Genomic DNA, 26,872 nt, shown 5'->3' on the forward strand with positions numbered 1-26,872 from the left:
GAATAAATTCGTGAATACCATAAAACAATCGGTGAAGTACAAGAAAACGGCCTTGAATGAAAAAGTACATTCAAGGCCGTTACAGTTGACAAAAAAATAAATTATATATTATGACAATGCAATCAGCATCCCACAAAATACTTGCTTTTATCGCCCAGGACTTTTTTGGCGATTTTCAGGGCGGCGACTGAGCACATCATCACAAAGAAGAAAGAGAGCGTCCAGGTGAGCAGGTTGCCGGGAATTTCGTCATGCATGAGTTTCATGCTCACTCCTCTCAGGAACAACACAAAGAAATAGTGCACGAAATAGAGGCCAAAGCTCAATACGGCCAGGGTGTCTACCCATTTGGGCACATATTTTTCAAAGCGCCATAACCAATAAATATAGAAGGGGCAGAAGAGCACCTTATGCGTAAAGTCAAACCGGTCGTATAGCCATTCGGGCACGAAGTAATTGGCGATAATAAAGGCAAGGGGCAGCACGGTGATGAGCAACACGTTTCTTTTGGCGAATTCGAGAAACTCATCTTTATAACGACTGAGGAACATCCCGAAGACATAGACAGACAGGAAGTGTACGGCCATCACGAGGGTATCGCTCAACACACTTCTTTTTATCACCAGGGAGATAATAAACAGCGGGACCAATAGATAGTACCACTTTGGATGACGGTCCATGTATATCAGCAGGGGAGCGATGAGATAATAGAGCGAAATCATCGGGATAAACCACAGTTGCTGCAGGTGCGCGCCGTGCAGCAGATAATAGCCTGCCTGTTCCCAGCGGGGCCAGGTGGCGAAATCGGGATGCAGGTCTGTGGTAAAGCCGGGCACGTCCAGCGTATACAGGCGGTAGACGATCACTGGCAACGACAGGATCAGATAAGGAGATATAACGTTCTGGAACTTCTTTTTCAGATAATCCCGGTACTCAAATTTGTGCGACAGGTGCTGGAACAGATAACCCGCAATAAACAGGAAGAGGATAGTGGAGTTCTGCCAGATAAGGTCCAGTATCCGGTGGATAACAGAATTGTCCGGCCACCGTACCAGAATGTGCGCGGCCACCACATAGATGATGGCGATGCCTCTGAAATGGTGGATGTAGCCGATAAATTTCTTTTTGGGTTTATTGACAGCGGTTTCGTCCGCCACAGATGTTGTTGCCATATCAGTTCCTGTTTAGAGCGTTTGTGTACTTCTTTGGGCCTTGTCCCATGCGGCCGATTGTTTTTTGGCGATATACCGGAAGAAACCCTGGTATACTGCGATGTTCATGAAAAGAAAATAGAATGGGATATAAAACAGTTTTGATTTACGATGTGCTTTGGCTTGCTGATAACCGGTGAGCGCGGCGAGGTAAAAGCAGAGCTGTCCGGCCAGTACCACCTGGTACAATAGTCCGGCGCCGGCCCATACCAATATGATGTTGCTGATCAGCAGCAGCGGAAGGCTCAGGGGGCTGAGTGTCCAGCGCAATACGCGGTGCGAAATATATTGAAACGACAGCAGCGGGTAACGGAATATATTGAGCAGCGGGCGGAGCATCACGATGGACTGGAAGCCGCCGGCGCTGATCCTGACTTTTCGTTTATGTTCTTCTTCCATGGAAGAAGAGGGCGTCTCCATCGCATAGGCGTCAGGCGCATAGGCTATGCGGTAGCCGGCCATATTGATCCGGAGGGAGATGATAAAGTCATCGAGAATGACTTCTTCTTCTACTGGCGCATACAGGGCGGTACGGATGGAGAATAGTTCCCCGGCGGCGCCTACCACGCTGTACAGTTCTGCGTCCATCTTTTTCAGGAAGGACTCATATTTCCAGTAGATGCCTTCTGTGGCGGCAGCCCCGGCCACGCCGCCGGCTATTACTTTTTTCTCGCCGGCCACGCCGCCGGTATGTTCGTCGGCATAGTGCTTCACGATATGCTTTACAGCGCCCGGGTTGAGCAGTGTGTTGGCGTCGCAGAAGATCACCACAGGATGCTGTACCTGTTTCATGGCCCGGTTGATCGCGGCTGTTTTGCCATGCCGCTGCGGCTGGTGCAGGAGTGTGACGGAAGGGTGGCGTGCAATGATGGCCGGCGTTTCATCGGTGGAACCGTCGGTCACAAAAATGATCTCCAGCTTTTCGGACGGATAGTCCAGCTGAAGGGTGTTAATGATCTTCTGCTCAATAAAACCGGCTTCATTGTAGGCGGCTATGACGAGGCTGACTGGTGGCTCGAAAGGAGCGGCAGGGCCCTTTTCCGGCCTGAACAGGCGTTTCATTTTAATCAGCCCGTACAACAGCATCCCGTATCCGATGTAGTTGTAGAACAGGATAAAAAATGCGGTAAAGAATATGAGGTAGACGGTGATCATCATAGTTCGCTAATAGATGCCTATTCTGTTGCCCAGCACCGCTGCCCGGGTTGCAGCGGGGTGCAACCTTTGTAACGGCCTGGAATGTACTCGTACGCCATGGCTTTGGTAGCGCCCTGCATGGAGGTGCAGTAGCCGATGACGGTGTATTTTTTCAATGTTACAAAAAACGGGTCGCCGAACAGCCGTGACGATACCTTGCCCATCAGTCCTTCCCACGGTCTGCTTTTTTTCTCAAAATGTGCTACGACAGCCTCTTTTTCTTCCTTACGGCAATGGACAAACGATTTTCCGTACTTTGTCCGCGTATAGGCGGCCACATCTTCGAGCCCGTACAGAAAGCGGTTCTGCACTTTCCGCGATGAGCAGTCGCGTATCATGGTCGCGATAAAGTCGTGTACGCCGGCGCTTTTGGCGCCCGGTGTATCGGTCTCGGGGATGATCACTTCCGCCAGTTCTGCGATCAATGGCAGGTACTGGTCGAGGTCCCCGAGATCGGGCTTTTTATTGAAGTAGTGGTAACCGGCGCCGCCGGCGATAGCGGCCCCGGCGCCTCCAAACAACAGTAATCTTGCAATTGCCTTCCGTCTGTTCATCAGGTTCCTATTTTTTTCGCTTCATGGCATTATAGCTCTGGTATTGCAGCAGCCATTCGTAAATGTTCATCCCGTTTTCGCGGTAGCGTGGGTCATAAAAGGAATGCCAGCAGCAATGGGCGCCCGGGTAAACGGTCAGCTTGTTGAGCCGGGGCTTGTATTTGCCAATGCTGTCGATGGCTTCTTTGGCGTTGTTGAGGAAATAGTCGTCCTTGTCGCCTGCGAAATACCAGGTATGAATGTCTGCTTCGGCGGCCAGTTTATAGCGTTTCAGATAGGGAGGGTCTATCCTGGCGGCGGACATGGTCACGCAGCCGGCTATACGGTTGGACAGTTCCCTTTCATGCGTTTTGGCGGATTCCACCGACCATCCGCCGGCGCTGTAGCCGGTGAGGTACATCCGTGTGGTGTCTACCGGATAATTTTTGATAACGTCATCCAGCATGGCGCTTACGTCCTGCGGGGCAAATGACCAGCTCTCCGCCAGCGGCGCCAGTACGATGAACTTGTACAGCTGTCCGTCTTTTTTGTTGACGGCTTCTATCTTTTTCCCTTCTTTCAGCTGGCGGGTAACGCCTTCCCGGAAAATTTTGCTGAGGTCTTTGCCAGCAATGCTGCGCCCATGAAAACAGATCAGCAGCGGGTACTTTTTACCGGGCACATTTTCTTCGGGCGTATAGATCAGCGCCAGTCTCTTCTGCCAGGGGCTGATCTTTACTTCTGTATTGCGCATCGGGCTATAATCCTGACCCGCAGCCATGATCCCTGTCAGCAAGCAGCCCATGAGAGTCATTATTCTCCGATACATAACAATTTCTTTTAGATACAAAACAACAATTACAACTGCGCCATCACATTTTCCAGTGTGGTGCCTACCAGCGCTTCCAGTATCAGTTTGGACTGACGCAGCACTTTTTCCAGCTGAATGTGTTTTACCATTTCACCATTGTAGGCGCTGTAAGAAGCTTTGTAAATTTCGATCGGTACGGCGGGGTCGCCGGCGCGGAATTTTTCTTCTGCCTGATTGAAGTTCTGCAACGCGTCTTCCATCAATGGCATATGCAGTTCATACAGTTTTTTGTTGGCCGCATATTCTTCATAAGCCTCCAGCACTTTGCCTTTCAGGGCCATCGCCTCGGCTTCGCGCTGTTTGTCGAGCAGCCGGCCTTCCGCTTTTACTCTTTTGATATCGTTGGGGATTTTGATGAGATTGCCCAGCGGCAGCATTACACCGAAGTTGTAGCGGGGGTAGTAGTTGGTGTTAATGTTGTTGTTGCTGTTGCCTTTGATGGTAAACTCATTGAGGTTGCCCGCAGCGGTGAAATGGTTCAGCCAGGCAGCTCCCGCCATGTTCTTCTCATATTTGTTGATCTCTTTTTTGATGGCATACTGGCTGATGTCGGGGTTTTGCAGTGCCAGTTCCACCAGCTTCTCTTTAAACCGGGCTACCGTAACGGGGTCCGCCGGCAGTTTTAACAACACAGCAGTATCTTTTTTCTGCAGCTGTGCAAAGGCGAAGATACTCATACACATTACCAGAACGGTAGTTAGCATTTTTTTCATGATTCAGTATTTAAGGCGTATAGATATTTTACTTTTATAGCGATGGCAGTGAGCGCATTCAGCATAATGGAGGATTCCACCAGGGTAGAGGCGTCCTGGGCATATTGCGCCAGCGCCATCTCCAGCATGGAGGCGGCGATGCCCAACATGAGCAGTTTATTGACTTCCCCGTCTATCCGGAAGTAGTTCCGCACGGCGATGGCGATCAGCAGGAAGAAATTGGCGGCTACCAGTAAAACGCCCGCCCAGCCGGTTTCCAGCACCGCGCGCAGGTAGCCGTTGTCTGTCTGCAGATTAGCTAACGGATGACCGGGATAGAACAACTGTCCGTTGCCGCCGGTGGTCATTACGCCGCCGCCCAACGGATGGTCGTAGATATAAGGTTGTATACGGTGACGGTTTTCATCCCTTACGTCCATGGAAGCGTCCTGTTTCCCGAGGAAAGCAGTTCGGATACGGATGATGGTGCCATTGCTGTGGAAAGGGCCAAAGAGGATGACCAGCCCTGTAAACCCGAAGGCAATGGCGATCAGTATCGTATTGCGGTTGCGCAGGGTAGTCAGTAAAAAAAGCAGCAGTCCCACCGGCAGCATCACATAACCCGTACGGGTGCCGGAATAGCCCAGTGCCAGCCCCTGTAACACAATAGAGACGATCAGCAGTATTTTTCTTTTCAGGTTCAGGTTGACCATTTTGGCGGTCAGCAGTATCAGGCAGATAATGATGTTGCAGGCCATGATGATACCGAAAGACGCTGCATCAGACATAAAGGAGAAAATGCGGATGCCGGAGATGATCATGGTGGTGGTGAACATCTTGGGATATTTGGCGATAAACGCTCTTTCATAAGGCATCAGTCCAAACCATTGCTGCAGGCAGGCATACACCGCAGCTGCGGTGCATATGGCTATCCAGAACTTAAAGAAGGTACGCACGTCCTTCATACTGTTAAATACATGCAGGCCCAGTCCCAGGAAAATCATGTTACGCACAAAAACCCTGAAGAAGATGAACCAGGCAAATACCCGGTGACCGGCAGGATTGGCGACCTGAATAATCAACAGGATGGCATAGAGATAGAAGGAGATGAGCAGGGCATCTTTCATAAACTGCACCTTTTTAACGCTCTTGTCTCCCCGGCGGAGAATACAGCCCAGCAACGTACTTATCAGCAGCCCGTCCATCACCACGCCAACGCTTTGGCTGGAACCTGAAATCCTTTCCAGCAAAGGAAGTATCAGGGTAATGGTGATAAAAATATAATATCCCAGCCTGTAGTTGATCACACATATCAGACAGATGGCCATGCCTATAATCCCTACCACCATGGCCACCCCGATTTTCAGGTCCAGCGAGGCCACGTAGGTAAGCACCGGTATCAGCACGATCCAGAGCAACACCACCAACAGGCGGAGAATATTTTTTTTAATCGCAAACATTCGGTCTGACTGATTTTAGAGAAATATTGTTTTGATCAGCAGCAGGAGTATAATGACGCCCGCAAACAGAATGATCAGTGTCTGATGTAATCCCTCGCTGATGAATCTTTTTTCTTTTTTCATGATGTACGCATTGCATCGGCCGCTACTTCGCGTTCTTTCAACGGGCCGGTGAACAGAAATTTCATACGCAGCAACAGGCAGCACCGGTACAGGATGATGGAGCCAAAGAGACCCGCCGCCACCAGGATGGCCGTGATCACCGGGACGTTGGTGAGAATGCCCGTTTTCAGGATTGCTACCCGCAGCAGGAATATAATTCCCAGGTGCAGCAGGTAGATGTATAATGAATAATGTCCGATGGTCTGCAGTATTTTCAGCTTTTCATATTTTGCGAGGATGAAGGCGATCATGATCACCAGCAATCCACCCAACATGGCCAGCAGTGAAAACAGGTAGATGCTCATGTTGGTATGTGACATACAGTAATATTGCACCAGCAGGAACACAGGCACCAGCGCCAGCGCTTTCAGCGGAGAAGTGAGCTGCCGTTGTACCTGCTCGGAAAAGAAATAACGCGCGGCCAGGTGTCCCAACACAAAGTATATATAGTAAATCATGACGTCGGAAATAGTGCTGATATCGCCGGCATACGATTTAAGGCCCAGCATTGCCAGCCCCAGCAACACCTGGACTACCGGGTGGAGCTTCAGCACGCAGGAGGTGAACAGGTAAAGCACTGATACATTAAACAATGCCAGCAGGTACCACAGCTGGAGCATACTCCTCGGATGAATGAGAATGTCCAGGTAATTTTCCGGTGTCAGTTTGTGATTGGTATAATTCGTAAATAAAATCTGCAGCGTGACCTGGATAATGCACCACAGCAGATAAGGGTACAGCAGCGTATTGATTTTTGATATCAGGAAGTTCTGCGGTCCCCGCTTATTTACGCTGGAGGCGAAGAACAGCCCGGACAAAAAGAAGAACAGCGGCATCCGGAAGCCATAGAGCATTTCATTGGCCTCCATCATCAGCTGGTTGATATTGGCGCCGGTGTACAGCAAACCATAAATCACATGGCGGTACAGCACGAAAATGATCGCAATGCCTTTCGCATAGTCAACCCAGGCGTAACGCCGCGATGTTTGGGGGCGAAATGAAAAAATGTAATGAATGGCCTCTGTCAGTTTCATTAGTGTTTTTTTGGGGCAGAATGCTATAGGTCCAGGTAATCCTCATTGATGTTATTAAGCACAGCGCCGAGCAGTTTACCATTGAGCCCTTCCAGAAACTGGACCGACTCCCTGTCATTCTGTTTGAGGGACAGTTTGGATGAGAATACCGCTACTACGCCTTCTGCGTACTGTTCCAGCTCTTTACTGTCTGTATAGTCATTCAGCGGAGCGCCTTCCATGATAATGAAGTCATAGTATTGCTTCAGTTGAGGAAGATAGTTGAGCAGATGGTTTTTAGGCAGTATTTCAGCGGGCGTATAGTCGCCACCTTTACAACCAATTACTTCAATATTTTCTACGCTGTAAGTGGTAACGATCTCCTTTACTTTTTCAATGCTGAATTCCTCAGGGGCCACAGAAAACGTTTCCAGCGTCGGCCTGGCCTGTAATTGCAGGGTAAGGTCGTTGTTGCAGAAGTTAGTGTCGATGATCAGCACCTTTTTATTGCTAAGGCTGAGGCTGTAGGACACCGCCTGTACCAGCGTCGTTTTACCCTGTTGCGGTTCGGTGCTGGTGAACAGGAAGATGGACTTGCCGCTGTTTTCTATTTCGAAACGCAGCTTGCGCAGGAATTCGCGGAAACTGTTCTGGCGCTTGCGTACGGCGTCATAGTTCTCTTCTTTCTGTTGCAGTACTTCCAGGATGCTGTATTTTTTTAGGTCAGCATGGTTGATGGTGCTGATCAGTTTGAGGTCTACGTTTTTTTCAAAAATAGAGGGCGACTTCATGGAAGAATCAAAGAACTCACGGAACAGTATGCTGATGGTGGTCAGCATAAAGATGGCCAGTCCGCACATGCCCATGATGATGATCCGTTTGGAGGACTCCGGTTTGAAGGCCGGCTGGCCTTTCAGTGTCTGACGGAAGTTGTCCATCGGAGCGGTACGGTTATCGATAGCGGAGTTGAGCTTTTCTTTCAGTTTATTGTATTCGTCCTGTGCCAGTGTCACTTCCTGTTGCAGGGTGCTCACGGTGGCTTCCTTATTGGCGTATGAGCCTACTGAACCTTTCAGCATTCTGATTTTGGCCTGTAGGTTGGCGATGTTTTGATTGGATGCTTTCAGGTCTGATTCCAGACCGGCTTTTTTCTGCAGCAGTTCTTCCTTGCTGACAGCCGCACCGGTGGGGGTGGAGCTGATGGAAGATGCGTTCTGCAGCTGTTTCCGCAATGCTTTGATCCTTTCGGCGAGTGCGTCGTTGCTGCTGCCGGTCCGCAGGTATTCGTCGTTCAGGTCATTGATCTGCCGGCGCAGGGAAACAATATCATTATTGCTGCTGTAGGTGGTTTTGCCCTGGCTGGCGGCGGTTATCTGTGCATTGACGTTTTGCAGGGAGGCGGTCAGCGTGTTGCTGGTGGCCTGTTCGTCGAGCAGTCCTTTTTCGAGCTGGCTGATGAGCGACAGTTCATTGGTGCTGGCGGCTTCCACATTGAGCAGGCCGGCAGAGGATTTATACATACGAAGGGCTTCCACTTTGGCGTCCAGTTCCTGTTTCTTTTTGTTGACCAGCTCTTCGAAGGTAGATACGTTTTCCACGGTGCGTTCGGAACGCAGGCTGCGGTAGTAGCGGATAAACTCGCTGTACAGCGTGTTTACCACGAAGGCCGACTGTTCAGGGTTGGGTGAACGGAAGGAAATATCGATATAGTCGGTCCGGGAAAGGCGGCCTACGTTCAGCATTTTGCGGATGGACTCATAGTCGTATTTGCACAGCTTCATGTACTCAAGAATACGACGTTCATCCGGGTGATAGGAGCTCAGCATCTGGAGGGAGTCCAAATGATTGCGGCAGATCTGCAGTGCTTCGGTTTTATTGAACACCTTATACTCCGGCGTATTAAAATCTTTATCCGTGAGGTGTACGAAAGGTTTGTTGCTGGTGAGGTCGTGGATGAGCAACTGATATTGCAGCAGTCCGATTACCAGTGGAGAGTTGATGGTCTGCACCACGTTTTCGAACTTCACGTCCGCTTCATATATATTGGTGTTCTCTTCTCTCAGGGTGATCTGGTCTTTAATGGTGAAGCCGGTAGACATCTGCGCGTTGGACACGTACAGGTGCTGCCTTCCCATGGTAAACACAAAGGCAAGTACTACCGCAGCAAGGGTACTGAGGATGATCCACCACTTCTTCTTCATTAATGCCTTTATAAAATATATTACATCCATATTAATTATGAAATTTTATCATTTATCCATTTAATCATGTTCGGTATACCGCCGGATCTCCGCGCCGGTTGAGCGCAGCAATCGAATTGGTATGAGTTTGCTGTGAAAATGTGTTGGCATTTTTCCAGCGGGTCTGCTTTAAATAAAACGGGTAAGAAATTAATCCAACCAGCGTCTAGTTGGTTTTGTCGAAGGATGTGGTCAGATAGGTGTGTAGGTGAAAAACCGGCGACATTACGGGGTGCGGCATATGTTCCGACATGTAATAAATGGCCTGTGGCATATCCGGTTTACGGCGCTAAATTACGAGGCAATTTTTTATGAAGTCGTTTTTTTGGGCGAAATGCAGTTTTTTGTTGGTGAACGATTAAAAATCCGGGTTGAAAATATTTCATAGTACAGAGAAACTGAATCAGTTAAGGTTGCTGGTGATCCTTAAATTGATGATATACTATATAACAATCACCTGCGGTAATATATGGTGTGTTGTTTCATTTCTTCATTGTCAGTTGCTTTTGTTGCACATGAATTTCGTTTACAGTGAAATTTCTGACTTTTACAGGGAAAAAACTACCGTTTACCAAATTATAGATTAGAGATAAAAGGATTATTCTAATTTTACACCCGTCGATTACAATTATCGACATACACCATAGCCAGCGATTAGAGTCGCAGTAGTAATTCACCTACATCCTCCTGAGAGACCGCTTAACCTGATTAACCTGACACCTGACCTTATCCCATTTAAAGCCATCATGTTTATTTACCATGCTGCATCCGTGCAGTACAAAAAAATTGATAAGTAGTCTCTTAATATAAGGTCATGAAAAAGACAATATTGATAATTGATGATAGCGCACCAATCAGATTTCTGCTGGAGGCAATGTTGAGCAAGGAATATAATGTGGTATCGGCTGCTGATGGATTTGTAGCACTTACCTGGCTTGGTAAAGGTAATGCAGTGGATTGCATTGTCAGCGATCTGCAGATGCCTAATATCAACGGATGGGAACTGTTGGAATATCTTTCCGGCAGTGGCTTATATCAGAATATACCGGTAGTGGTGTTGTCCAGTCAGCCGGACGTGGAAATGCACAATGCTGAGCTGGGACACAAATACCATAATGTACATGCGTTTGTACAAAAACCATTTGACCCGATGCGGTTACTGGAAACGGTGGGACAGGCTATTAACCGCCAGCTGGTGGCTATTGCCGGATAACCAAAATCATGTTGCTGTTATATAATCCCGAAAAAATGGATAAACTTACTACACCTACTTTGCAACCCTTTGTCTGTGAGAATGTACCGAATGTGGAAGCGACTACCGGCGCTGTTATTCGCGATCTGGTAAATGAGAAAACCGTGTTGATGGTTGGACAATTCCAGCACAAACTGTCGGATGATATGCCCAATTTCAGAAACCTGCTGGTCAGCAATGTGGCAGGAGCGGAGAAAGTGATCACTGAATTAAAACGGCTGTACCGCCGTTTGCCTGCTGCGATCGTTTTCCGGGTGAACAATGGTTTTGAAACAGGGCTGTCCCAATGGAAGGAATTCTTCACGCTTCAGCCGGCGATGACTGCGGTGCCATTCTTTCTGTTGACAGACAGGGTGACGGACCGTGTCCGCTCGCTGAAAAAAGAGTTTCCTTTTGTGGACGATGTTATTACCCGGGAAACATTCAACGATCTTCCCGGTAAAATCGAGTTCGTCACCAGGTTTAAAAATATGCAGCAGCTGCCGCCGGTACAGCAGGAGCCCGCACTCCCGGTATTGGCGCAGAAAAGCAACCGCTGGGGCTATTTCCTGAAACGTACTTTCGATATCATTGCCTCCACCTCGCTGTTGCTGATCGCCAGCCCGGTGATGCTGCTGATAGCAATAGCCATCAAGCTGGAATCCAAAGGCAACGTGTTTTACGCTTCTCCGCGCGCCGGCAAAAACTACAAGATCTTCAAGTTCTATAAGTTCCGTACCATGGTGGCGGACGCCGACAAACAGCTGGCCAAACTGAAACATCTCAATCAGTACGGTAATAATGATAAAGGGGCCGTGTTCTATAAAGTGTCCAACGACCCGCGCATCACCCGCCTCGGCAATTTTCTCCGCAATACCAGCCTGGACGAGATCCCGCAGCTGTTCAATGTACTGAAAGGCGACATGTCGCTGGTGGGCAACAGGCCGCTGCCGCTGTATGAAGCAGCCACCCTTACCACCGACGAGTGGGCGGAACGTTTCATCGCGCCTGCCGGTATCACCGGATTGTGGCAGATCAGCAAACGCGGCAAAAAAGAAATGTCTGCCGAAGAAAGGATAGAACTGGACATCAACTACGCACACCGCAATTCATTCGCTTATGATATGTGGTTGATCATGAACACACCGAAAGCGCTGATACAAAAAGATAACGTGTAATGTTGCTGCACCTCATAGAAATTTTACTGTTTGCTTACCTGGCGGCATGTGTACTGTATAATCTTGTGCTGTCTGTGGCCGGCCGTCTGGCCCGGAAAAAGAAACCGGCCACACAGGCTGCCGACGTCCGCTACGCGCGTATCGCGATATTGGTGCCGGCTTACAGGGAAGACGCCATTATATTGTCTACTGCCCGCAGCTATGCGAAACAGTCATATCCTGCCGCCAGCTTTGAGACAATTGTGGTGGCAGATTCGCTGCAGCCTGCCACGGTGCGGCAGTTGAAACAGGACGGCATCAGCGTGGTCGAGGTGTCATTCGATAAAAGCACAAAGGCAAAATCACTCAACGCCGCGTTTGAGCAGTTGGGCGATGATTATGATATAGCGCTGATCTGCGATGCGGACAACGTACTGGAAACATCTTTCCTGGAGAAGATCAATCAGGCTTACCAGCAAGGCCACCATGCCATTCAGGGGCGCCGCGTAGCTAAAAACATGGACAGCCCGTTTGCGGTGCTGGACGCGGTAAACGAAATCGTGGCCAATCATCTGTACCGAAAAGGGGCCAACGCACTGGGACTTTCTTCTTCCGTGATAGGCTCCGGTATGGCCTTTCACTATCCGCTGGCGAAAAGCGTCCTGAAGGAAATTCAGGCTACCGGCGGTTTTGACAAGGTGCTGCAACTGCTGTTGATAGAAAAAGGCTATCCCGTTTATTATCTGGAAGATGCCTGCATCTTCGATGAAAAAGTGGAAAGCTCCGAAGCATTCCAGAACCAGCGCAAACGCTGGGTGTCCAGCCAGTTCGTTTACCTGCGCACCTATTGGGGCAAAGGCTGGGCGCAGCTTTGGAAAGGCAACGTCAATTACTTCAACCTGGCCGTATGCCAGAATATTTTGTTGCCGAGAATGATCCTGCTGGCAGGCCTCCTGTGCTGCACAGCGCTGGCCTTCCTGCTGCAGCGGTCATTGTCAATACCTGCGTGGTGGTGGGCCGTTGTTTTTCTGCTCAACATCCTCAGCCTGTTGCTGCCGTTACCGCGCCTGTTTTTTACCCGCTATTTCTTCACCGCACTGACAGGACTGCCCAAAGCGGTATGGATCATGGTGTCGCTGATGTTCCGGTTGAAAGGGGCCAACAATACTTTCATTCACACGCAACATACAAAAACGGAAATCGATAATCCTTTGTTAGATGCAGCCAGAAAATAACATATCGTCCCCGTTGGTGTCTATCATTACGGTCAACTACAACAACAGTGCGGTGACCTGTGACCTGCTGCATTCACTGGCGAAAAACAGTTACCGCCATACAGAGGTGATCGTGGTGGACAATGCCTCGAAAGAAAATCCGACAGCTTTGTTTGAAGCCGCCTATCCCGGTGTGCAGGTGATCTGCAGCCAGGTCAATAAGGGTTTTGCCGGCGGCAACAACCTCGGCGTGAAAGCCGCCAGGGGACAGTTTCTCTTCCTGGTCAACAATGACACGGAGTTTACGCCGGGCCTCATAGAAGGACTGCTGGAAATATTTGACCAGTATCCGGACGCAGGCGTAGTAAGCCCCAAATTTCACTACTACTTTCATAAAGGCACGCTGGAATATGCCGGTTACCGCGCGGTGGACATCTTTACCGGACGTAACAGCATGATCGGCTGCAGGGAAGAGGACAGAGGACAATACGACACAATATCAGAAACCAACTACGCCCACGGTGGCGCTATGATGATATCCCGCGCTGCGTTGGAAAAAGTGGGACTGATGCCTGAGCTGTATTTTCTCTACTACGAGGAGTTCGACTGGTGCGAGCAGTTCAAGCGCCAGGGTTATAAAATCTATTACCAGTACAAATCACTGATTTATCATAAAGAATCCATGACAACGGGCAAAAACAGTCCGTTGAAAACATATTACATCACCCGTAACCGGTTGCTGTTTATGAGAAGGAACGTGAAACTGCCTGCCAGAATGGTGTTTATGGCTTATTTCTCTTTGCTGACGGTGCCCAAAAATACCCTGCAGTTTATACTGAAAAGGGAATCGGCCCATCTCAAAGCCTTCTGGAAAGGAATCATGTGGAACCTTACACACCTAAAACGTAATACTGACCCATGTGCGGCATAGCAGGATTTATTGACTTCAAAAAAAGAGCCGATGCAGACATGCTGCATCGGATGACAGATGTGCTGGCACATCGCGGGCCGAATGATAAAGGATATGAAGTGATGGAACATGGTGCCGCGAGCATCGGCCTGGGACAACGCCGTTTGTCCATACAGGACCTGAGCGCGCTGGGCCATCAACCGATGCACTTCACCCACCTTTCCCTGGTTTTTAACGGGGAGATATACAATTTCAAAGAGATCAGGGCTGACCTGGAGAAGCTGGGCTACACCTTTCAGTCTTCATCTGATACCGAAGTGCTGATTAAAGGTTACCATGCCTGGAAAGAAAAAGTGCTGGACCGTTGTATCGGCATGTTTGCCTTTGTAATGCTGGACCGCAATGCAGAAAAAGTGGTCCTCTGCAGGGACCGTGCCGGTGTAAAACCTTTGTATTACTACTGGGACGGCAGTACGCTGTTGTTCGGTTCAGAGCTCAAAAGCCTCTGCGAATGCCCGTTTTTTCCACGGCAGATCGATGTGAAAAGTATGTCGCTTTTTTTGCAGTATAGCTATATACCAGGTCCTTACACCATTTATACCGATACCCGCAAACTGAGGCCTGGTCATCTGTTGGAGATATCGCTCAGCAATGCGGTGACGACAGAAAAAGAATACTGGAATGTATTAAATGCCTATCATCAGCCACTGACCACCCTGCATGAAAATGAAGTGTTGGAAAAGACCGAAGAGCTGATGTTAAGTGCCTATCAATACCGCATGGTGGCCGATGTGCCGGTGGGAGTGTTTCTCAGCGGCGGTTATGACAGCGCTAGTGTGGCGGCTATGTTGCAGCACGGCTCGTCCTCCCGTATTAAAACCTTTACCATTGGGTATAAGGAAAAACAGTGGGACGAATCAGCAGAGGCACGCAAGATCGCGCAACATCTGGGAACAGACCATCATGAATGGATTATTGGCCCTGAAGATGCAAAAGGTGTGCTGGAACAGCTGCCGGAGATCTATGACGAGCCGTTTGCCGACAACTCCACGGTGCCAACTACGCTGGTCAGCAAACTGGCTAGCCGGCAGGTGAAAGTGGCCCTGTCAGCGGATGGCGGTGATGAAATTTTTGCGGGTTACAATAAGTTCAATCAGTCCCTGTCATATACCAGTCAACTGCCACGAGGAATACAGCAGGTACTTAGCACCGTCATGGGCTGGGTGAACCCGGAGGTTATTCCGTACTTTAACAAGCAATACAATTTCTCCTCGCGGTATGAAAAAATGAAGCTGATATGGGCTTCCGGTAAGCCACAGGAGGCCATGAAATACATTGCGCAGTATCTAACGGAAAGCGAAGTGGCCCGCTACACCGACAGGCAGCCGGATAATTACAAAACCAATTTCGATCTCAACGGAGAGCTGACGGGGGTGAATGATCCGCTGAACCGCTTACTGGCAGTGGATTACAAAACCTTCCTGGCAGATAACAACCTGGTAAAGGTGGACCGGGCCACTATGTCCGTTGGCATCGAAGGCCGCGAGCCCATGCTGGACCATCGCCTGGTGGAGTTCCTGGCCCGGGTGCCGGCATCACTGAAAGTTAAAAACAATACCAATAAATACATCCTCAAACAGATCGTTCACAAGTACATCCCGCCAGCATTGATGGACAGGCCCAAACGTCCGTTCATCGCCCCGTTGCAGGAGTGGTTCCGCGACGATCTGAAAGAACAGATGCAGTATTACCTGTCGCCGGAAAGACTGAACAAGACCAACCTGTTCCATGCCCCGCATATACAACAGCTGTTGCAGCAATATCTGTCAGGCGGTAAGGTGAGCCATCAGAAATTATGGAACATTCTGGTTTTCCAGCTTTGGTATAACCGGTGGATAGCAAAACTGTAAGGAACAAACGAAGCATCAATGGCGCAACAACGAAAGATAAAGGTATTGGAGACGATCCGCCAGGGCAAGATAGGGGGAGGGGAAAGCCATGTGCTGGACCTGGTGGCGTCACTGGACAAAACACAGTTTGAGGTAGTGGTGCTTTCTTTCACTGACGGACCAATGGTCACTGCGCTGCAGTCCATGAACATTCCGGTGCAGGTGATCGGCAGCAGCAAAGCCTTTGATCTGTCTGTATGGATGGCCGTAAAAAAGTTTATCCGTTCGCATCAAATTGACATCGTACACGCCCATGGCACCAGGGCCAACACAAACATATTGTGGGCGGCCCGAAGCCTTGGGATCCCGGTAGTATATACCATCCACGGATGGTCTTTTCATGAAGGGCTGCATCCGCTGGCCAAAAGGGCGAGGGTGACTGCTGAGAAGTTCATCACCCGCATGGTGCAACACAACATCTGTGTGTCGGACTCCAACCGCAACACCGGCCAGAAGGCGTTTGGCGCTTTCAGGGCCACCGTGATCCCCAATGGGGTGAACCTGGAGAAATTCAATGCCGAAGGCGTCTATCCTGATGTGAAGGCTGCCTATGGTATTCCGGCAGACCATCTGGTGGTTTGTTATATTGCCCGGATGACTTTACAAAAAGATCCGGTGACTATGCTCCGGGCTTTCGCGCAGGTGCTGGCGCAGGTGCCAAAGATCACGCTGCTGATGGTAGGAGAAGGCGAATTAAAGCAGGCCGCCGAAGATACGGCAAAGGAACTGGGCATTACCGGTCATGTGATCTTCGATAAATTCCGGCAGGATGTGCCGGCCGTGCTGAATGCTGCCGACATATATTGTCTGCCTTCTCTCTGGGAAGGGTTTCCTATCGGCGTGCTGGAAGCTATGGCCATGGGCAAGGCAGTGATCGCCTCTGATGTGGACGGTACCCGCGAAGCTATTACCCATGAAGAAAACGGGCTGCTGATACCAGCTTCCCATCCTGGTGCGCTGGCCTCGGCCATTGTAAGGCTCACCAAAGACCCTACGCTGCGCAAGCGTTTACAGTTCAGCGCCGCCACGGCTATACGCAGCAGGTACAACGTGACAGCGGTTACCAAAAAAATAGAAGCGGTTTATCACCAGCTTTTTAAATCATAAATCATCATGACACAGCCAGTGATCACCTACGAATACGAAAGGATTGCAGATATCAAACGTCTGAATTTTATTACGGAAAGCCTGCAAAAAGAAATTCCGGCCAACGCGCACGTACTGGACGTGGGCTGTGGAAACGGCGTTATCAGCAGGCACCTTGGCCAGTTCGGCTATAACGTGCTGGGCATCGATATCAGCCAGAAAACCATTGATGTGGCCCGCAGCAAAAACAAATTGCCGAATGTGGCCTTTGAGGCTATCAGCGCAGAAGAGCTGACGGCCAAAGGTCAACAGTACGATGCGGTTATCTGCAGCGAAGTGCTGGAACATCTGCATCACCCCGAGGTGTTGCTGCGCACTATCTATGCCTCGCTGAAAGACAACGGTATCCTGGTTGTGACGGTGCCCAACGGTATGGGACCCCGCGAAGTATGTGTGACCAAACCAATGTTGAAGGCACGTAACAATCCGGGCCTGTGGTCGTTTATCAACAAAGTGAAAAAGGGATTGGGCTTCAAAGGCACTACCGTACAGTCACAGGCCGATAACCTGGACCATGTGCAGTTCTTTACCCGTAAAGACCTTACAGCGCTGGCGCTGGCCAACGATTTTCATATTGTCCGTTTCGCGAAAACAAATTTTGTGGAAGATGTATTCCCGTTCTCTATTGTTACTAAACGGGTGAAAGCCTTGCAGACGCTGGATTGCAGTATTGCAGAATTATTGCCGGTGGGCTTTACCGGCGGCTTTAATACACTGTGGAAGAAAAACAGATAACATACCAAAGAAATCCTACCTTTTTTGCCCAGCTTTAGTACGCACTGTTGGCACGTCTTTAATGACTGCCAACAGTGTTGTTTAATAGCGTATCGATCTTGTCCAGCACGGGCGAACCATGGTCAAATTTGCGGGCGAAATATTTCCCGGATTGCAACAGCGCATTGATGTCCTCCAGGCCCAGCACTTTCGGATGTTCCTTGCCGGCAGACCAGTCTATGTAATGCAAATAGTCTGTCACCTGCGAACGATAGTCTTGATGGTTCATCAGGATGGTCTGAAAAATAAACTCATCAGCGCCCCAGGTGAGCCTGAAATACCGGCGTAGCGCCGGATGCTGTTGTTCATACTCCACGCAAAACCGCACGCAGTCCAGTGTGAGCGTCCACCAGGCGGAGCCGCAGTGAAGCTTCAGTCCCAGCGGTGCTTTCCGGCGGGGCAGCATGGCGGTCAGCAATTGCGCCAGCTTGTATTTTCCCGGAAAATTATATTCCACAAAGTGATAGTGTTCCATTTTGCTCATCATCGGCCGGAGGGCTTCTTCGCTGATGACGTTCATAAATTGTTTCCCTGTCTGTTGTTGCAAAAAACAGATCAAATCACCAATGGGCCGCAACGGATAATCCTGTCCGCTGAGCAGTGTTACCCAGCTGTAGTCAATGCCGGAGCGCAACACGGCGCTCATGCCATTGAGCGACGCCTGTATAATGCCCCAGCCGGCCCAGGTGACGTTGGCGCGTTCTTTTACCAGATATACCTGTGGCAGGGCAATCGCCTGTTCCCATTCGGCCAGCGCACATTTGGCATCGATGTGTATGTAGCAGTCCACCCGCGGGTGGGACAGCCTTTTGAGCAACCGTTCCAGTTGGGCCGGCTGTTTATGTACCTGTATGATAAATGCAATTCTCATGGGTGGTTATTTGGTGACAGCGCGCTTGTTCCGCAGTTTGTCCAGCATGGCCATACACTCAAGCCAGCCATAGTTCCAGATGTCGCGGATGCTCACGTCCAGGTGTTTTTTGACGAAATAATATCCGAAGGCGGCGGCAAATACTACGTTGAGCAAAGAGGAGAGCGCCACGGACCTTACATCAGCAAAGAAGTATACAAATGCTACGTCACATATAATGTTGAGCAGCAGTTTCAGAAAATTCTTGTAGAAGTTGATGTCCGGCAGATTGATCATGTCCAGCGTGACGCCGATGAAGCGGTCTATCGGCCACAGGATGGCTGACAACAGGAATATGCGTACTATATCGGTGGCCCCGAGGTAGGCTTTGTCTGCCAGGATGATGATCAGTGGCTGCGTCAGCACGATCAGCACAATGATAAAAGGAATGATCAGGATGCTGACGGTGCCGGTATAACGGCAAAAGGCGCGGGCTACGCCGGCATAGTCCTTTCTGTTGGCCGCAGCGGAAAGCGTAGGCTGGGAGGTGGCCACAAAGCTGCGCAGAATGATCTCGATCACTTCCATGAATTTCTGCGGGATGCTGTAAATAGCCACAGCAGCAGGATTGAGCATGGTGCGGATGACCAGGTTGTCGGAATAACTGATCAGGGAAGATGAAACCATGCTGCCCACCACCATGCGGCCAAAGCGGAACAACGCCGTTTTATGCTCACGGGTGCGGAACACCATGGTGCGCACGCGGGTCCATCTGAAAAAGAAGCAGTAGATACTGGCCAGCGCCATGCTCAGGCCGTAGGCATATAATACATTGGGCAGGGAAATCCGATGCAATCCAAACAGAATGCCTAACAGTACAAGGAAAGAGCCGTTTTGTACCAGCCGTATCTGTACAATTTTATCAAACCGGTGTTCCGCCTGCAATATCCAGGAGGCAAAGTTCCAGGGAAGTGACAGCAATGTGAGGATGCCGATCCAGCCGATAAACAGGTGCCAGGTATCGTTGAACCGGTCATACGCCACCGCATATACGATGGCGGACAACAATACATAACCGAGCGTCAGCGCCAGGGAAATATACCAGGCCGCGCCAGCCACGCCCCGCGCCGTATCCTCCTCTACGCCGGCGTAGAACTTGATGATACCGGACTGCAGTAAGCCGGTGCGTATCTGGTCCATTATATTGTAGGTGGCAATAAACAGTACCCATTCGCCGAAGGCGTTCAGGGAAAGCACCCTGACCAGAATGGCAAAAGACAATACATTAAAAAATGCGGTGACCAGATTGCCCAGCAGAGAGTGAAAATGTCGGTTACGTAAAGTGGCCAATAGACTAAATCCCATGAATCAACAATTAAATCAATGTATGTTGGTTCTTAACAGGATACAGATAAAGTGAAGATGTCAGAAACAATGTCCGACGCGGGTATGGTGTAATTCGGCTGCAAGATACATTTTTTGTTAAATAAAATAGCAGCAGCGCAACGAAAAAAGAAAGTTTTATCTGTAAATCAATTTGCTACAAGAATTGTTTATTAATAATTTAATTTTAAAATTAATAGATATACAATAATTTTTATATTTGTTGTTCAATTTCTTTTATCTTGCGCCCATACTATTGCTAGGTCTCCGCTCGAGATAACTATGGAATCATCGCCCCGTGAAATGCAATAGGCAACCATTTTTTACGAAAAGCCGTTGTCTGGTGAAAAAACGCTACACACTATTCAGCATGGCAATTGTATGCCTGCTCTTTTTATCCCTTGTATTACCAGTCTCCGCTCAACAAACGGAGGTGACCCTTCCTGCCCAAACTGTCAATAACGTTGCCGGCTATCTGGAAGCATTACCGCAGGGCTATAACAGCAACACCAACAAATACCCGCTGATCATCTTCTGCCACGGGGTAGGAGAATTGCAGTACGACGCTAATAATCCCACCGTTCCCAGGCCTATTTCAGGCGTGGCGAACAACGGTATACCTAAACTGATAAAGGAAGGGAAGTTTCCTGCATCCTTCTCCGTGAATGGCCAGAACTATTCCTTTATTGTCATCTCTCCGCTTTTCATCAGATGGCCCGGGTCAGACGATGTACATAAGTTATTGGCTTACCTGCAAACCAAATACCGTATAGACCCTAACAGAATATATGTCACCGGGATCAGTATGGGAGGCGGCGTGGCCTGGGGCGTTATCTCGGAAAACAGCACCAAAGCCAAACAATACGCTGCAGCGGCCATAGTATGCGGCGCCTATAACGTCAACGACCGTCCGGAGCTGCCGGCTGTCATAGCTGCCAACCGCACGCCGGTATGGGCTTTCCACAATAAAGTCGACCCCAATGTGGACCCGCAATGGACCATCGACTGGGTCAATAAGATCAACAGCTCCGTGCCTGCTCCCGTACCACCTGCAAAAATGACCATCTTCAATGCCAGCGGCCACGATGCCTGGACACAGGCCTACAGCCCCACTTATAAAGATCCGGTCAGCGGTCAGAACGTATACGAGTGGATGTTGTCCTATTCACTTAATACCACCCCGCCACCGCCGCCGGCCAACAAGCGCATTGTGGTGCAACCCAACCGGGGTAGCGGTATCTATTATACGGACGCCATGAAACAGTTGAACGTCAATCCGGGAGACACGCTTTGTATTCCGGCAGGCGATTATGACTATATCCAGTTCAGCAAGTTGGCAGGCACCAACGATAAGCCGGTCGTGATCACCAACTGCGGCGGCCTGGTAAGAGTAGGCGTCAACAGTACCGCCACCGCTGCGGCCTTTGTGTTTTCCACCTGCAGCTATTTTAAACTGGAAGGTACCGGTGATACCAGCCTGCCATACGGATTCGATGTGAACGGTACCAACCAGCACGGGGAAAAAATGTTCGGCCTCTTCTTCGGTGACGGCTCTACTGACTTCGACGTGCATCATGTCTACGTGCATGACGCCAGTATGTTCGTACAGGCAAAGACGTTACAAAGCTGCGACCACCCCGAGTGGTGGGAAGGTTCCTTTCTGATGAAAAACATTAAAATCCATGACCTGCTTTGCCGCAACTCCACCTGGGAAGGCTTCTATATTGGCAACACCCATTATCTGTACTCCAGCGGCAGCTGTCAGAACATGAAATCCCATCATATCCAGGACCTTGAAGTCTATAATAACGACCTGGAGAACATGGGCAGTGACGGTATCCAGATCTCCATGGCCGACCTGGGCACCAATAAGATACACGACAACCGTGTGGTAAACTATGCCGTCGCCCGCAACAGCGCGCACGGATATGGCATTATGAGCGGCGGCGGCAGCACGCTCAGTATTTACAATAACCGCGTTGACAAAGGCTACAATCCCGGTATCCAGATCTTTGGCTCCGGAATTAATACCGTTTACAATAACGTAGTGTCCAACATTACTTATGAAGGCATCAATGCAATCGATAAAATTGTATTTGAACCAGCCACCGCATATATCTATAATAACACGGTCTACAATACCGGGGTAAATGGCATAAAAATCTATGCGGACCAAACTACTGTCGGGCACAAGGTGTACAACAACCTCGTGATCGCCAACGGCACCCAGTGGGATTATCCGCAGACTGGTTATTACATCAAAGGTGCCAATCCGATCAAGTTTGACTTCTCCAACAATCTGAACTTCAAAACACCGGCAGATGCAGGAATAGGGGACGCGCCGAACGGCAATTTCCGGCTGGTGGCTGGCTCCAAAGCTATTGACGCAGGCCGTGATATGACCGACCTGGGGTTGACTACTGACCTGGAAAACACCTCCCGCCCCCAGGACGGTAAATATGACGTGGGTGCCTATGAGTTCAGGAACGGTACCAATAATATTGTCCCTGCTGCCAATGCAGGCAATGACCTGTTCATTTCCCTGCCGGTAAATACTGTAAAACTTGACGGTTCGGCCTCCTCTGATGCCGACGGCACTATTACCGGCTACAGCTGGAAAAAAGTAAGCGGCCCTTCAGCCGGAACAATCGCCGCCCCGGGGCAAGCCATTACCAATGTGTCCGGCATGGCGGCAGGTACTTATGTCTTTCAGCTGACCGTAACAGACAATCGCGGCCTCAGTGCGTCTGACCTGGTGACAGTGACGGTACTGGCCACCGCGGCAAGGCAACCGGTCATCGTTACCAATACGAACATCTCCGTCAAACTGCCGGTCAACAGCGTTCAGCTGGACGCCAGCAGCTCCTATGATCCCGACGGCATTATCGCCGGCTATGAGTGGAAACAGATCAGCGGTCCTTCTGCCAGCGTGCTGGCAGATAACATCTCCAGCAATACCTCCGCCGGCTCACTGGTGCAGGGCGTATATACGTTCCAGTTAACCGTCACGAATAACGCGGGCACAAAAGCCACCGTTAACGTAACGGTGACGGTAACCGGCGGCTCCGGTACCAATCAACCGCCTGTGGCCAATGCGGGCGCAGACCAGACCATCACGGCGCCGGCCGCCAGCGTAATGCTCAACGGCAGCGCGTCCTCAGACCCGGACGGCTCCATCGCCGCCTGGAAGTGGGAGAAAATAAGCGGCCCCGCGGTTGGTATTATCAGCAGCCCCGCTACGGCTATCACCGCTGTCACCAACCTCGCGCCAGGCACTTACGTGTTCCAGCTGACGGTCACAGACAATGCCGGCGCCACTGCCTCAGCACGTGTAACCGTGACCGTTCTGCCGCAGCCCGGCGACAACCGCCCGCCGTTGGCCAACGCCGGGCCGGATGAAAAAGTAGTGTCTGTGGTAATTCTCGATGGCACTGCTTCCTATGACCCGGACGGCTCCATCGTTAAGTACAGCTGGGAACAGGTGAACGGCCCCGCCACCGCAAATATCGCCGGCGCCAATGCGGCAAAGGCGACAGCAACAGGCCTGCAAAAAGGCGTATATACGTTCCGGTTAACTGTGACAGACAACGGCGGACTGACTGCCAGTGCTATCAAGACAGTCACCGTGGTGGACCCTGACATACCGGACGACGGCACGGAAGCGGTAAGCCTCTATCCCAACAGGATAACAGGCAGCGGCAGCGCCATGCTGAAAATCAAACACAGCTCCCTCCGCTCCGGCAGGATCACGATATACAGCAGCAACGGCGTCACCGTAAAACAGTTCGCTTTCCTGATGGACGCTGTTTTTACCACCAGCCTCGATTTTAGTGCGTTGGGTGCCGGTGTCTACTTTGTGGAGATCAGGGGGACAGACACTGACTATAAATCAGTGAAACGTTTCATAAAATTATAATCGGGCCTCATAGGCCTGGATAGCCTCATATACCGCAGCGGCCGAGTTCTCCCAGGTGTGGGTGAGCGCAAAGGCCCTGCGGGCGGACGCCAGTTCGGGACGGTTGCCTTCCAGCGCGGCCTTCAGCTGCAGCAGCCAGGAGGTGAGATCATCTGCCAGGTACACATAATCCTCAAACATCTTCATGGTAGGGGTGCGGGTGGCGACCACCGGTTTGCCCATCGCCAGGTACTCATCCACCTTCAGCGGATAGTTGCCGATAGTCAGGTCATTGACCGTCTGTGGGTTAATACATACATCAAAGGATTTTACATAGGCCGGAAGTTCTGCCATGGGTTTGCCGCCGGTAAAATGTACGTTGGGCAGTTCATGCAACGGTGACTTTTTAAAATCTTCATCTTCATGTCCCACCAGCACAAAGCTCCAGTCTTTTTGTTCCGATGCAAGGTTGACCAGCAGGGGGATGTCCAGCCTTAAACTGGTGAGCGCGCCTACATAACCGATCACCGGCCCTTTCACATGGGCGGTATCTGCCGGCGTGTCTATAGGCCTGTCCGGATTGAACAATTCCAGGTTGCAGCCCTGGCCGATGTAGTGGCTCCGGGGATTGTATTTTTTAAGCCTTTCGGCGAGGTACAGTGAATTGGCCACGCCGATATCCGCCTTGGAAATATGTTGCGGCTCCAGTGTCTGTCCGTGTTTACGCCAGTAATCCACCGCCAGGATATTGTCCCGGCTGTAATAGATGTACACCGACGGTTGCAGCAGTTCTTTCAGGTAGAAACTCCTGAAAATATCATTGTCATTGAAAAGGATAATATCCTTAAAACCCAGTTCCCGGGCGGCCTTACGGATGTTACGCGCAAAGCGGCGGTTGTTGATGCGGTTAACGACCGAAAACAAAGCCGTGGACGGCAGCCAGTTGATCGATTCAATAACAGCAGTGGGATAAAGGTTCCACATATTGTCGCTGATCTGCACCAGTGAAGGGGCTTTCCCACGGATGACTTCCTTATGATGGCCGATTTCGTCTCCGGCATGGCGATTGAAGAATGTGCGACGATCTATCGGGGCATTGACATACAATACCCTGTTATGTTTGGAGAATTCGGCCGCAAGACTTTTGCAGTTGCTGCCAATTTTTGTGTACCAGGGTTGCAGGCCCACAATAACTATATCGCGGTTATAAACAGACATCATAACAATATCAGTAGGTAATAAAAAAGGAGAGGTCGTCCAGAGGAGGGATGGGTAAAATCAGATGGAATGCAAAGTAAGGGAAATCTGCCCGTTCATACAAATAAACTTTATCCGGCCTGAAAAGGTTAAATTAATACAAGCATAATAATTACATATGTCAGAAACAGTTGAAATCAGAAATATTACTGCCGCGGATTATCTGGACCTCCGGGAATCGATGGTGTCTGCTTATCCCGATATGGCGGGAAGCTACTGGGGAGAGACTACCATCCAGCGGCTGATCAAATTGTTCCCGGAAGGACAGATAGCCGTGACCGTTAACGGCCGGGTGGTGGGTTGCGCCTTGTCTATCATTGTGGACTATGATAAGTTTGGGGACAACCACACCTACGAACAGATCACCGGTTATTATACCTTTAATACCCATAACCCGAAAGGGGATATCCTTTATGGCATAGAGGTATTTGTGCATCCTGATTTCCGGGGAAGACGACTGGCGCGCCGGCTGTATGATGCCCGCAAAACACTTTGTGAGCAGTTGAACCTGGAAGGGATTGTGGCCGGAGGCCGCATTCCCAACTATGAAAAGTATGCCGACAGGATGACGCCGAGGGAGTATATCGAGAAGGTGCAGGACAAGGAGATTTATGATCCAACCCTGACCTTTCAGTTTTCCAATGACTTTACCGTTAAGAAGATACTGAAAAACTATCTGCCCAATGATGAGGCGTCCAAAGGGTTTGCCACCTTGCTGCAGTGGTTCAATATTTATTACGAGAAAGACAGTGACACCATCCGTTATAATAAGTCCACCGTCCGGATTGGACTGGTGCAATGGCAGATGCGGGATTATGGCAGCTTGGAAGCCTTTATGCAGCAGGTGGAGTTTTTCATTGACGCAGTGAGTGACTACGGGTCTGACTTTGTAGTGTTCCCGGAGTTGTTCAATGCGCCATTGATGGCGGAGTTCAACCAGCTGGACCCGGCAGGGGCCATCCGCGGAATGGCCAAGCACACCGAAACGATCCGTGACCGGTTCCTTGAGCATGCTGTATCTTATAATGTGAACATTATTTCCGGCAGTATGCCTATCGTCATCGATGAGGTGCTCCACAACATATCTTACCTCTGCCGCCGGGACGGTACCTGGGAGCAGTACATCAAGATCCATCCCACACCGGGGGAAGTGTACTCCTGGGGAATGAAGGGCGGCTCCGAAATCAAGGTGTTTGATACCGACTGTGGAAAGATAGGCATCCAGATCTGTTACGATGTCGAATTTCCTGAACCGTCCCGGATTCTGGCGGAGCAGGGAATGCAGATTTTGTTTGTGCCGTTTATGACAGATACCCAGCATGCGTATAACCGTGTCCGTTTCTGTGCGCAGGCCAGGGCCATCGAAAATGAATGTTATGTGGCTATTGCGGGGTGTGTGGGTAATCTGCCAAAAGTTAATAATATGGACCTGCAGTATGCACAATCCTGTGTATTCACACCTTCTGATTTTAACTTCCCGGTAACGGGAATAAAGGCGGAGTCAACTCCCAATACGGAGATGGTGGTAGTGGCAGATGTTGACCTGGTGTTGTTGAAAGAACTACATACATTTGGCAGCGTACAAACGATGAAGGATATACGAAATGATCTCTATCAGGTGGTTAAAAAGTAGGGTAGATGATAGTCGGTTTACCAGGATTTTAATTAGATAATTACTTTATGTCTGTTTTTGTATTTTGTTGATAAATAGATGTTTATGATAATTG

At 50.0% G+C, this 26,872-nt stretch carries 20 protein-coding genes; 9 read left to right on the forward strand and 11 right to left on the reverse strand.

Translation table 11 applies throughout. The features are described from left to right. Positions 1-122 precede the first annotated feature (122 nt). From HGH92_RS32720 to HGH92_RS32755, 8 genes are all read right to left on the reverse strand, one after another. Positions 123-1,172 carry an acyltransferase family protein gene (locus HGH92_RS32720; protein WP_168875040.1) on the reverse strand — a complete coding sequence of 350 codons (1,050 nt, stop codon included), beginning with the start codon at positions 1,170-1,172 and terminating at the stop codon, positions 123-125. A gap of 12 nt (positions 1,173-1,184) precedes the next feature. Next, on the reverse strand, positions 1,185-2,369 hold the full coding sequence (locus HGH92_RS32725) for a glycosyltransferase family 2 protein (RefSeq protein ID WP_247655112.1): 1,185 nt from the start codon (positions 2,367-2,369) through the stop codon (positions 1,185-1,187). A 17-nt stretch (positions 2,370-2,386) separates the two neighbouring features. Continuing rightward, positions 2,387-2,962: a gluconate 2-dehydrogenase subunit 3 family protein gene (locus HGH92_RS32730; RefSeq protein WP_168875041.1), complete on the reverse strand. Its 576-nt coding sequence runs from the start codon at positions 2,960-2,962 to the stop codon at positions 2,387-2,389. A gap of 7 nt (positions 2,963-2,969) precedes the next feature. Next, positions 2,970-3,770: a hypothetical protein gene (locus HGH92_RS32735; protein WP_168875042.1), complete on the reverse strand. Its 801-nt coding sequence runs from the start codon at positions 3,768-3,770 to the stop codon at positions 2,970-2,972. 29 nt (positions 3,771-3,799) lie between these two features. Beyond that, a complete protein-coding gene (locus HGH92_RS32740; protein WP_168875043.1) occupies positions 3,800-4,525 on the reverse strand; it encodes a TolC family protein in 726 nt (241 codons plus the stop codon). Then, on the reverse strand, positions 4,522-5,964 hold the full coding sequence (locus HGH92_RS32745) for an O-antigen ligase family protein (protein ID WP_168875044.1): 1,443 nt from the start codon (positions 5,962-5,964) through the stop codon (positions 4,522-4,524). The genes HGH92_RS32740 and HGH92_RS32745 overlap by 4 nt, the downstream gene beginning before the upstream one ends. Before the next feature lie 119 nt (positions 5,965-6,083). Continuing rightward, entirely contained in the window at positions 6,084-7,160 is a 1,077-nt protein-coding gene (locus tag HGH92_RS32750) for an acyltransferase family protein (protein ID WP_168875045.1), read from the reverse strand. A 23-nt stretch (positions 7,161-7,183) separates the two neighbouring features. Further along, complete coding sequence (locus HGH92_RS32755) at positions 7,184-9,340, reverse strand: exopolysaccharide transport family protein (RefSeq protein ID WP_168875046.1); 2,157 nt, start codon at positions 9,338-9,340, stop codon at positions 7,184-7,186. A gap of 853 nt (positions 9,341-10,193) precedes the next feature. Between HGH92_RS32755 and HGH92_RS32760 the strand changes: the two genes are divergently transcribed. From HGH92_RS32760 to HGH92_RS32790, 7 genes are all read left to right on the forward strand, one after another. Further along, the gene (locus tag HGH92_RS32760; RefSeq protein WP_168875047.1) at positions 10,194-10,592 is read left to right on the forward strand and encodes a response regulator; all 399 of its coding nucleotides are present in this window, start codon (positions 10,194-10,196) and stop codon (positions 10,590-10,592) included. 509 nt (positions 10,593-11,101) lie between these two features. After that, on the forward strand, positions 11,102-11,788 hold the full coding sequence (locus tag HGH92_RS34405; RefSeq protein ID WP_410493995.1) for a sugar transferase: 687 nt from the start codon (positions 11,102-11,104) through the stop codon (positions 11,786-11,788). Further along, positions 11,788-13,002, forward strand: coding sequence for a glycosyltransferase (locus tag HGH92_RS32770; RefSeq protein WP_168875048.1), 1,215 nt, complete (start codon positions 11,788-11,790; stop codon positions 13,000-13,002). Before HGH92_RS34405 ends, HGH92_RS32770 begins: the two co-directional genes overlap by 1 nt. Then, positions 12,986-13,912, forward strand: coding sequence for a glycosyltransferase family 2 protein (locus tag HGH92_RS32775; protein ID WP_168875049.1), 927 nt, complete (start codon positions 12,986-12,988; stop codon positions 13,910-13,912). The genes HGH92_RS32770 and HGH92_RS32775 overlap by 17 nt, the downstream gene beginning before the upstream one ends. After that, the gene (gene asnB, locus HGH92_RS32780) at positions 13,900-15,801 is read left to right on the forward strand and encodes an asparagine synthase (glutamine-hydrolyzing) (protein WP_168875050.1); all 1,902 of its coding nucleotides are present in this window, start codon (positions 13,900-13,902) and stop codon (positions 15,799-15,801) included. The genes HGH92_RS32775 and asnB overlap by 13 nt, the downstream gene beginning before the upstream one ends. 18 nt (positions 15,802-15,819) lie before the next feature. Continuing rightward, positions 15,820-16,947: a glycosyltransferase family 4 protein gene (locus tag HGH92_RS32785; protein WP_168875051.1), complete on the forward strand. Its 1,128-nt coding sequence runs from the start codon at positions 15,820-15,822 to the stop codon at positions 16,945-16,947. Positions 16,948-16,953: 6 nt separating this feature from the next. Beyond that, the gene (locus HGH92_RS32790; RefSeq protein WP_168875052.1) at positions 16,954-17,721 is read left to right on the forward strand and encodes a class I SAM-dependent methyltransferase; all 768 of its coding nucleotides are present in this window, start codon (positions 16,954-16,956) and stop codon (positions 17,719-17,721) included. Positions 17,722-17,779: 58 nt separating this feature from the next. Here the strand turns inward: HGH92_RS32790 and HGH92_RS32795 are convergent, their stop codons facing one another. Together HGH92_RS32795 and HGH92_RS32800 are read right to left on the reverse strand one after the other, a co-directional pair. Continuing rightward, complete coding sequence (locus HGH92_RS32795; protein ID WP_168875053.1) at positions 17,780-18,631, reverse strand: beta-1,6-N-acetylglucosaminyltransferase; 852 nt, start codon at positions 18,629-18,631, stop codon at positions 17,780-17,782. A gap of 6 nt (positions 18,632-18,637) precedes the next feature. Beyond that, positions 18,638-19,975 carry a lipopolysaccharide biosynthesis protein gene (locus HGH92_RS32800; RefSeq protein ID WP_168875054.1) on the reverse strand — a complete coding sequence of 446 codons (1,338 nt, stop codon included), beginning with the start codon at positions 19,973-19,975 and terminating at the stop codon, positions 18,638-18,640. Between the two features lie 388 nt (positions 19,976-20,363). On the opposite strand from HGH92_RS32800, the gene HGH92_RS32805 reads away from it, so the two are divergent. Next, positions 20,364-23,909, forward strand: coding sequence for a PKD domain-containing protein (locus HGH92_RS32805; protein ID WP_168875055.1), 3,546 nt, complete (start codon positions 20,364-20,366; stop codon positions 23,907-23,909). Here the strand turns inward: HGH92_RS32805 and HGH92_RS32810 are convergent. After that, on the reverse strand, positions 23,904-25,109 hold the full coding sequence (locus tag HGH92_RS32810; protein ID WP_168875056.1) for a glycosyltransferase: 1,206 nt from the start codon (positions 25,107-25,109) through the stop codon (positions 23,904-23,906). The two genes, HGH92_RS32805 and HGH92_RS32810, sit on opposite strands and share 6 nt — an antisense overlap. A gap of 154 nt (positions 25,110-25,263) precedes the next feature. On the opposite strand from HGH92_RS32810, the gene HGH92_RS32815 reads away from it, so the two are divergent. Next, positions 25,264-26,778 carry a bifunctional GNAT family N-acetyltransferase/carbon-nitrogen hydrolase family protein gene (locus HGH92_RS32815; protein ID WP_168875057.1) on the forward strand — a complete coding sequence of 505 codons (1,515 nt, stop codon included), beginning with the start codon at positions 25,264-25,266 and terminating at the stop codon, positions 26,776-26,778. The last annotated feature ends 94 nt before the right edge of the window (positions 26,779-26,872 follow it).

Origin of the sequence: Chitinophaga varians (assembly GCF_012641275.1) — a bacterium.
Classification (GTDB): Bacteria; Bacteroidota; Bacteroidia; order Chitinophagales; family Chitinophagaceae; genus Chitinophaga; species Chitinophaga varians_A.

What these genes read in the sequence shown, in the direction of transcription:
- HGH92_RS32720 (WP_168875040.1), bottom strand. Translation starts at nt 1,172, where the DNA reads ATGGCAACAACATCTGTGGCGGACGAAACCGCTGTCAATAAACCCAAA.
- HGH92_RS32725 (WP_247655112.1), bottom strand. Translation starts at nt 2,369, where the DNA reads ATGATGATCACCGTCTACCTCATATTCTTTACCGCATTTTTTATCCTG.
- HGH92_RS32730 (WP_168875041.1), bottom strand. Translation starts at nt 2,962, where the DNA reads ATGAACAGACGGAAGGCAATTGCAAGATTACTGTTGTTTGGAGGCGCC.
- HGH92_RS32735 (WP_168875042.1), bottom strand. Translation starts at nt 3,770, where the DNA reads ATGTATCGGAGAATAATGACTCTCATGGGCTGCTTGCTGACAGGGATC.
- HGH92_RS32740 (WP_168875043.1), bottom strand. Translation starts at nt 4,525, where the DNA reads ATGAAAAAAATGCTAACTACCGTTCTGGTAATGTGTATGAGTATCTTC.
- HGH92_RS32745 (WP_168875044.1), bottom strand. Translation starts at nt 5,964, where the DNA reads ATGTTTGCGATTAAAAAAAATATTCTCCGCCTGTTGGTGGTGTTGCTC.
- HGH92_RS32750 (WP_168875045.1), bottom strand. Translation starts at nt 7,160, where the DNA reads ATGAAACTGACAGAGGCCATTCATTACATTTTTTCATTTCGCCCCCAA.
- HGH92_RS32755 (WP_168875046.1), bottom strand. Translation starts at nt 9,340, where the DNA reads ATGAAGAAGAAGTGGTGGATCATCCTCAGTACCCTTGCTGCGGTAGTA.
- HGH92_RS32760 (WP_168875047.1), top strand. Translation starts at nt 10,194, where the DNA reads ATGAAAAAGACAATATTGATAATTGATGATAGCGCACCAATCAGATTT.
- HGH92_RS34405 (WP_410493995.1), top strand. Translation starts at nt 11,102, where the DNA reads ATGCAGCAGCTGCCGCCGGTACAGCAGGAGCCCGCACTCCCGGTATTG.
- HGH92_RS32770 (WP_168875048.1), top strand. Translation starts at nt 11,788, where the DNA reads ATGTTGCTGCACCTCATAGAAATTTTACTGTTTGCTTACCTGGCGGCA.
- HGH92_RS32775 (WP_168875049.1), top strand. Translation starts at nt 12,986, where the DNA reads ATGCAGCCAGAAAATAACATATCGTCCCCGTTGGTGTCTATCATTACG.
- asnB (WP_168875050.1), top strand. Translation starts at nt 13,900, where the DNA reads ATGTGCGGCATAGCAGGATTTATTGACTTCAAAAAAAGAGCCGATGCA.
- HGH92_RS32785 (WP_168875051.1), top strand. Translation starts at nt 15,820, where the DNA reads ATGGCGCAACAACGAAAGATAAAGGTATTGGAGACGATCCGCCAGGGC.
- HGH92_RS32790 (WP_168875052.1), top strand. Translation starts at nt 16,954, where the DNA reads ATGACACAGCCAGTGATCACCTACGAATACGAAAGGATTGCAGATATC.
- HGH92_RS32795 (WP_168875053.1), bottom strand. Translation starts at nt 18,631, where the DNA reads ATGAGAATTGCATTTATCATACAGGTACATAAACAGCCGGCCCAACTG.
- HGH92_RS32800 (WP_168875054.1), bottom strand. Translation starts at nt 19,975, where the DNA reads ATGGGATTTAGTCTATTGGCCACTTTACGTAACCGACATTTTCACTCT.
- HGH92_RS32805 (WP_168875055.1), top strand. Translation starts at nt 20,364, where the DNA reads ATGGCAATTGTATGCCTGCTCTTTTTATCCCTTGTATTACCAGTCTCC.
- HGH92_RS32810 (WP_168875056.1), bottom strand. Translation starts at nt 25,109, where the DNA reads ATGATGTCTGTTTATAACCGCGATATAGTTATTGTGGGCCTGCAACCC.
- HGH92_RS32815 (WP_168875057.1), top strand. Translation starts at nt 25,264, where the DNA reads ATGTCAGAAACAGTTGAAATCAGAAATATTACTGCCGCGGATTATCTG.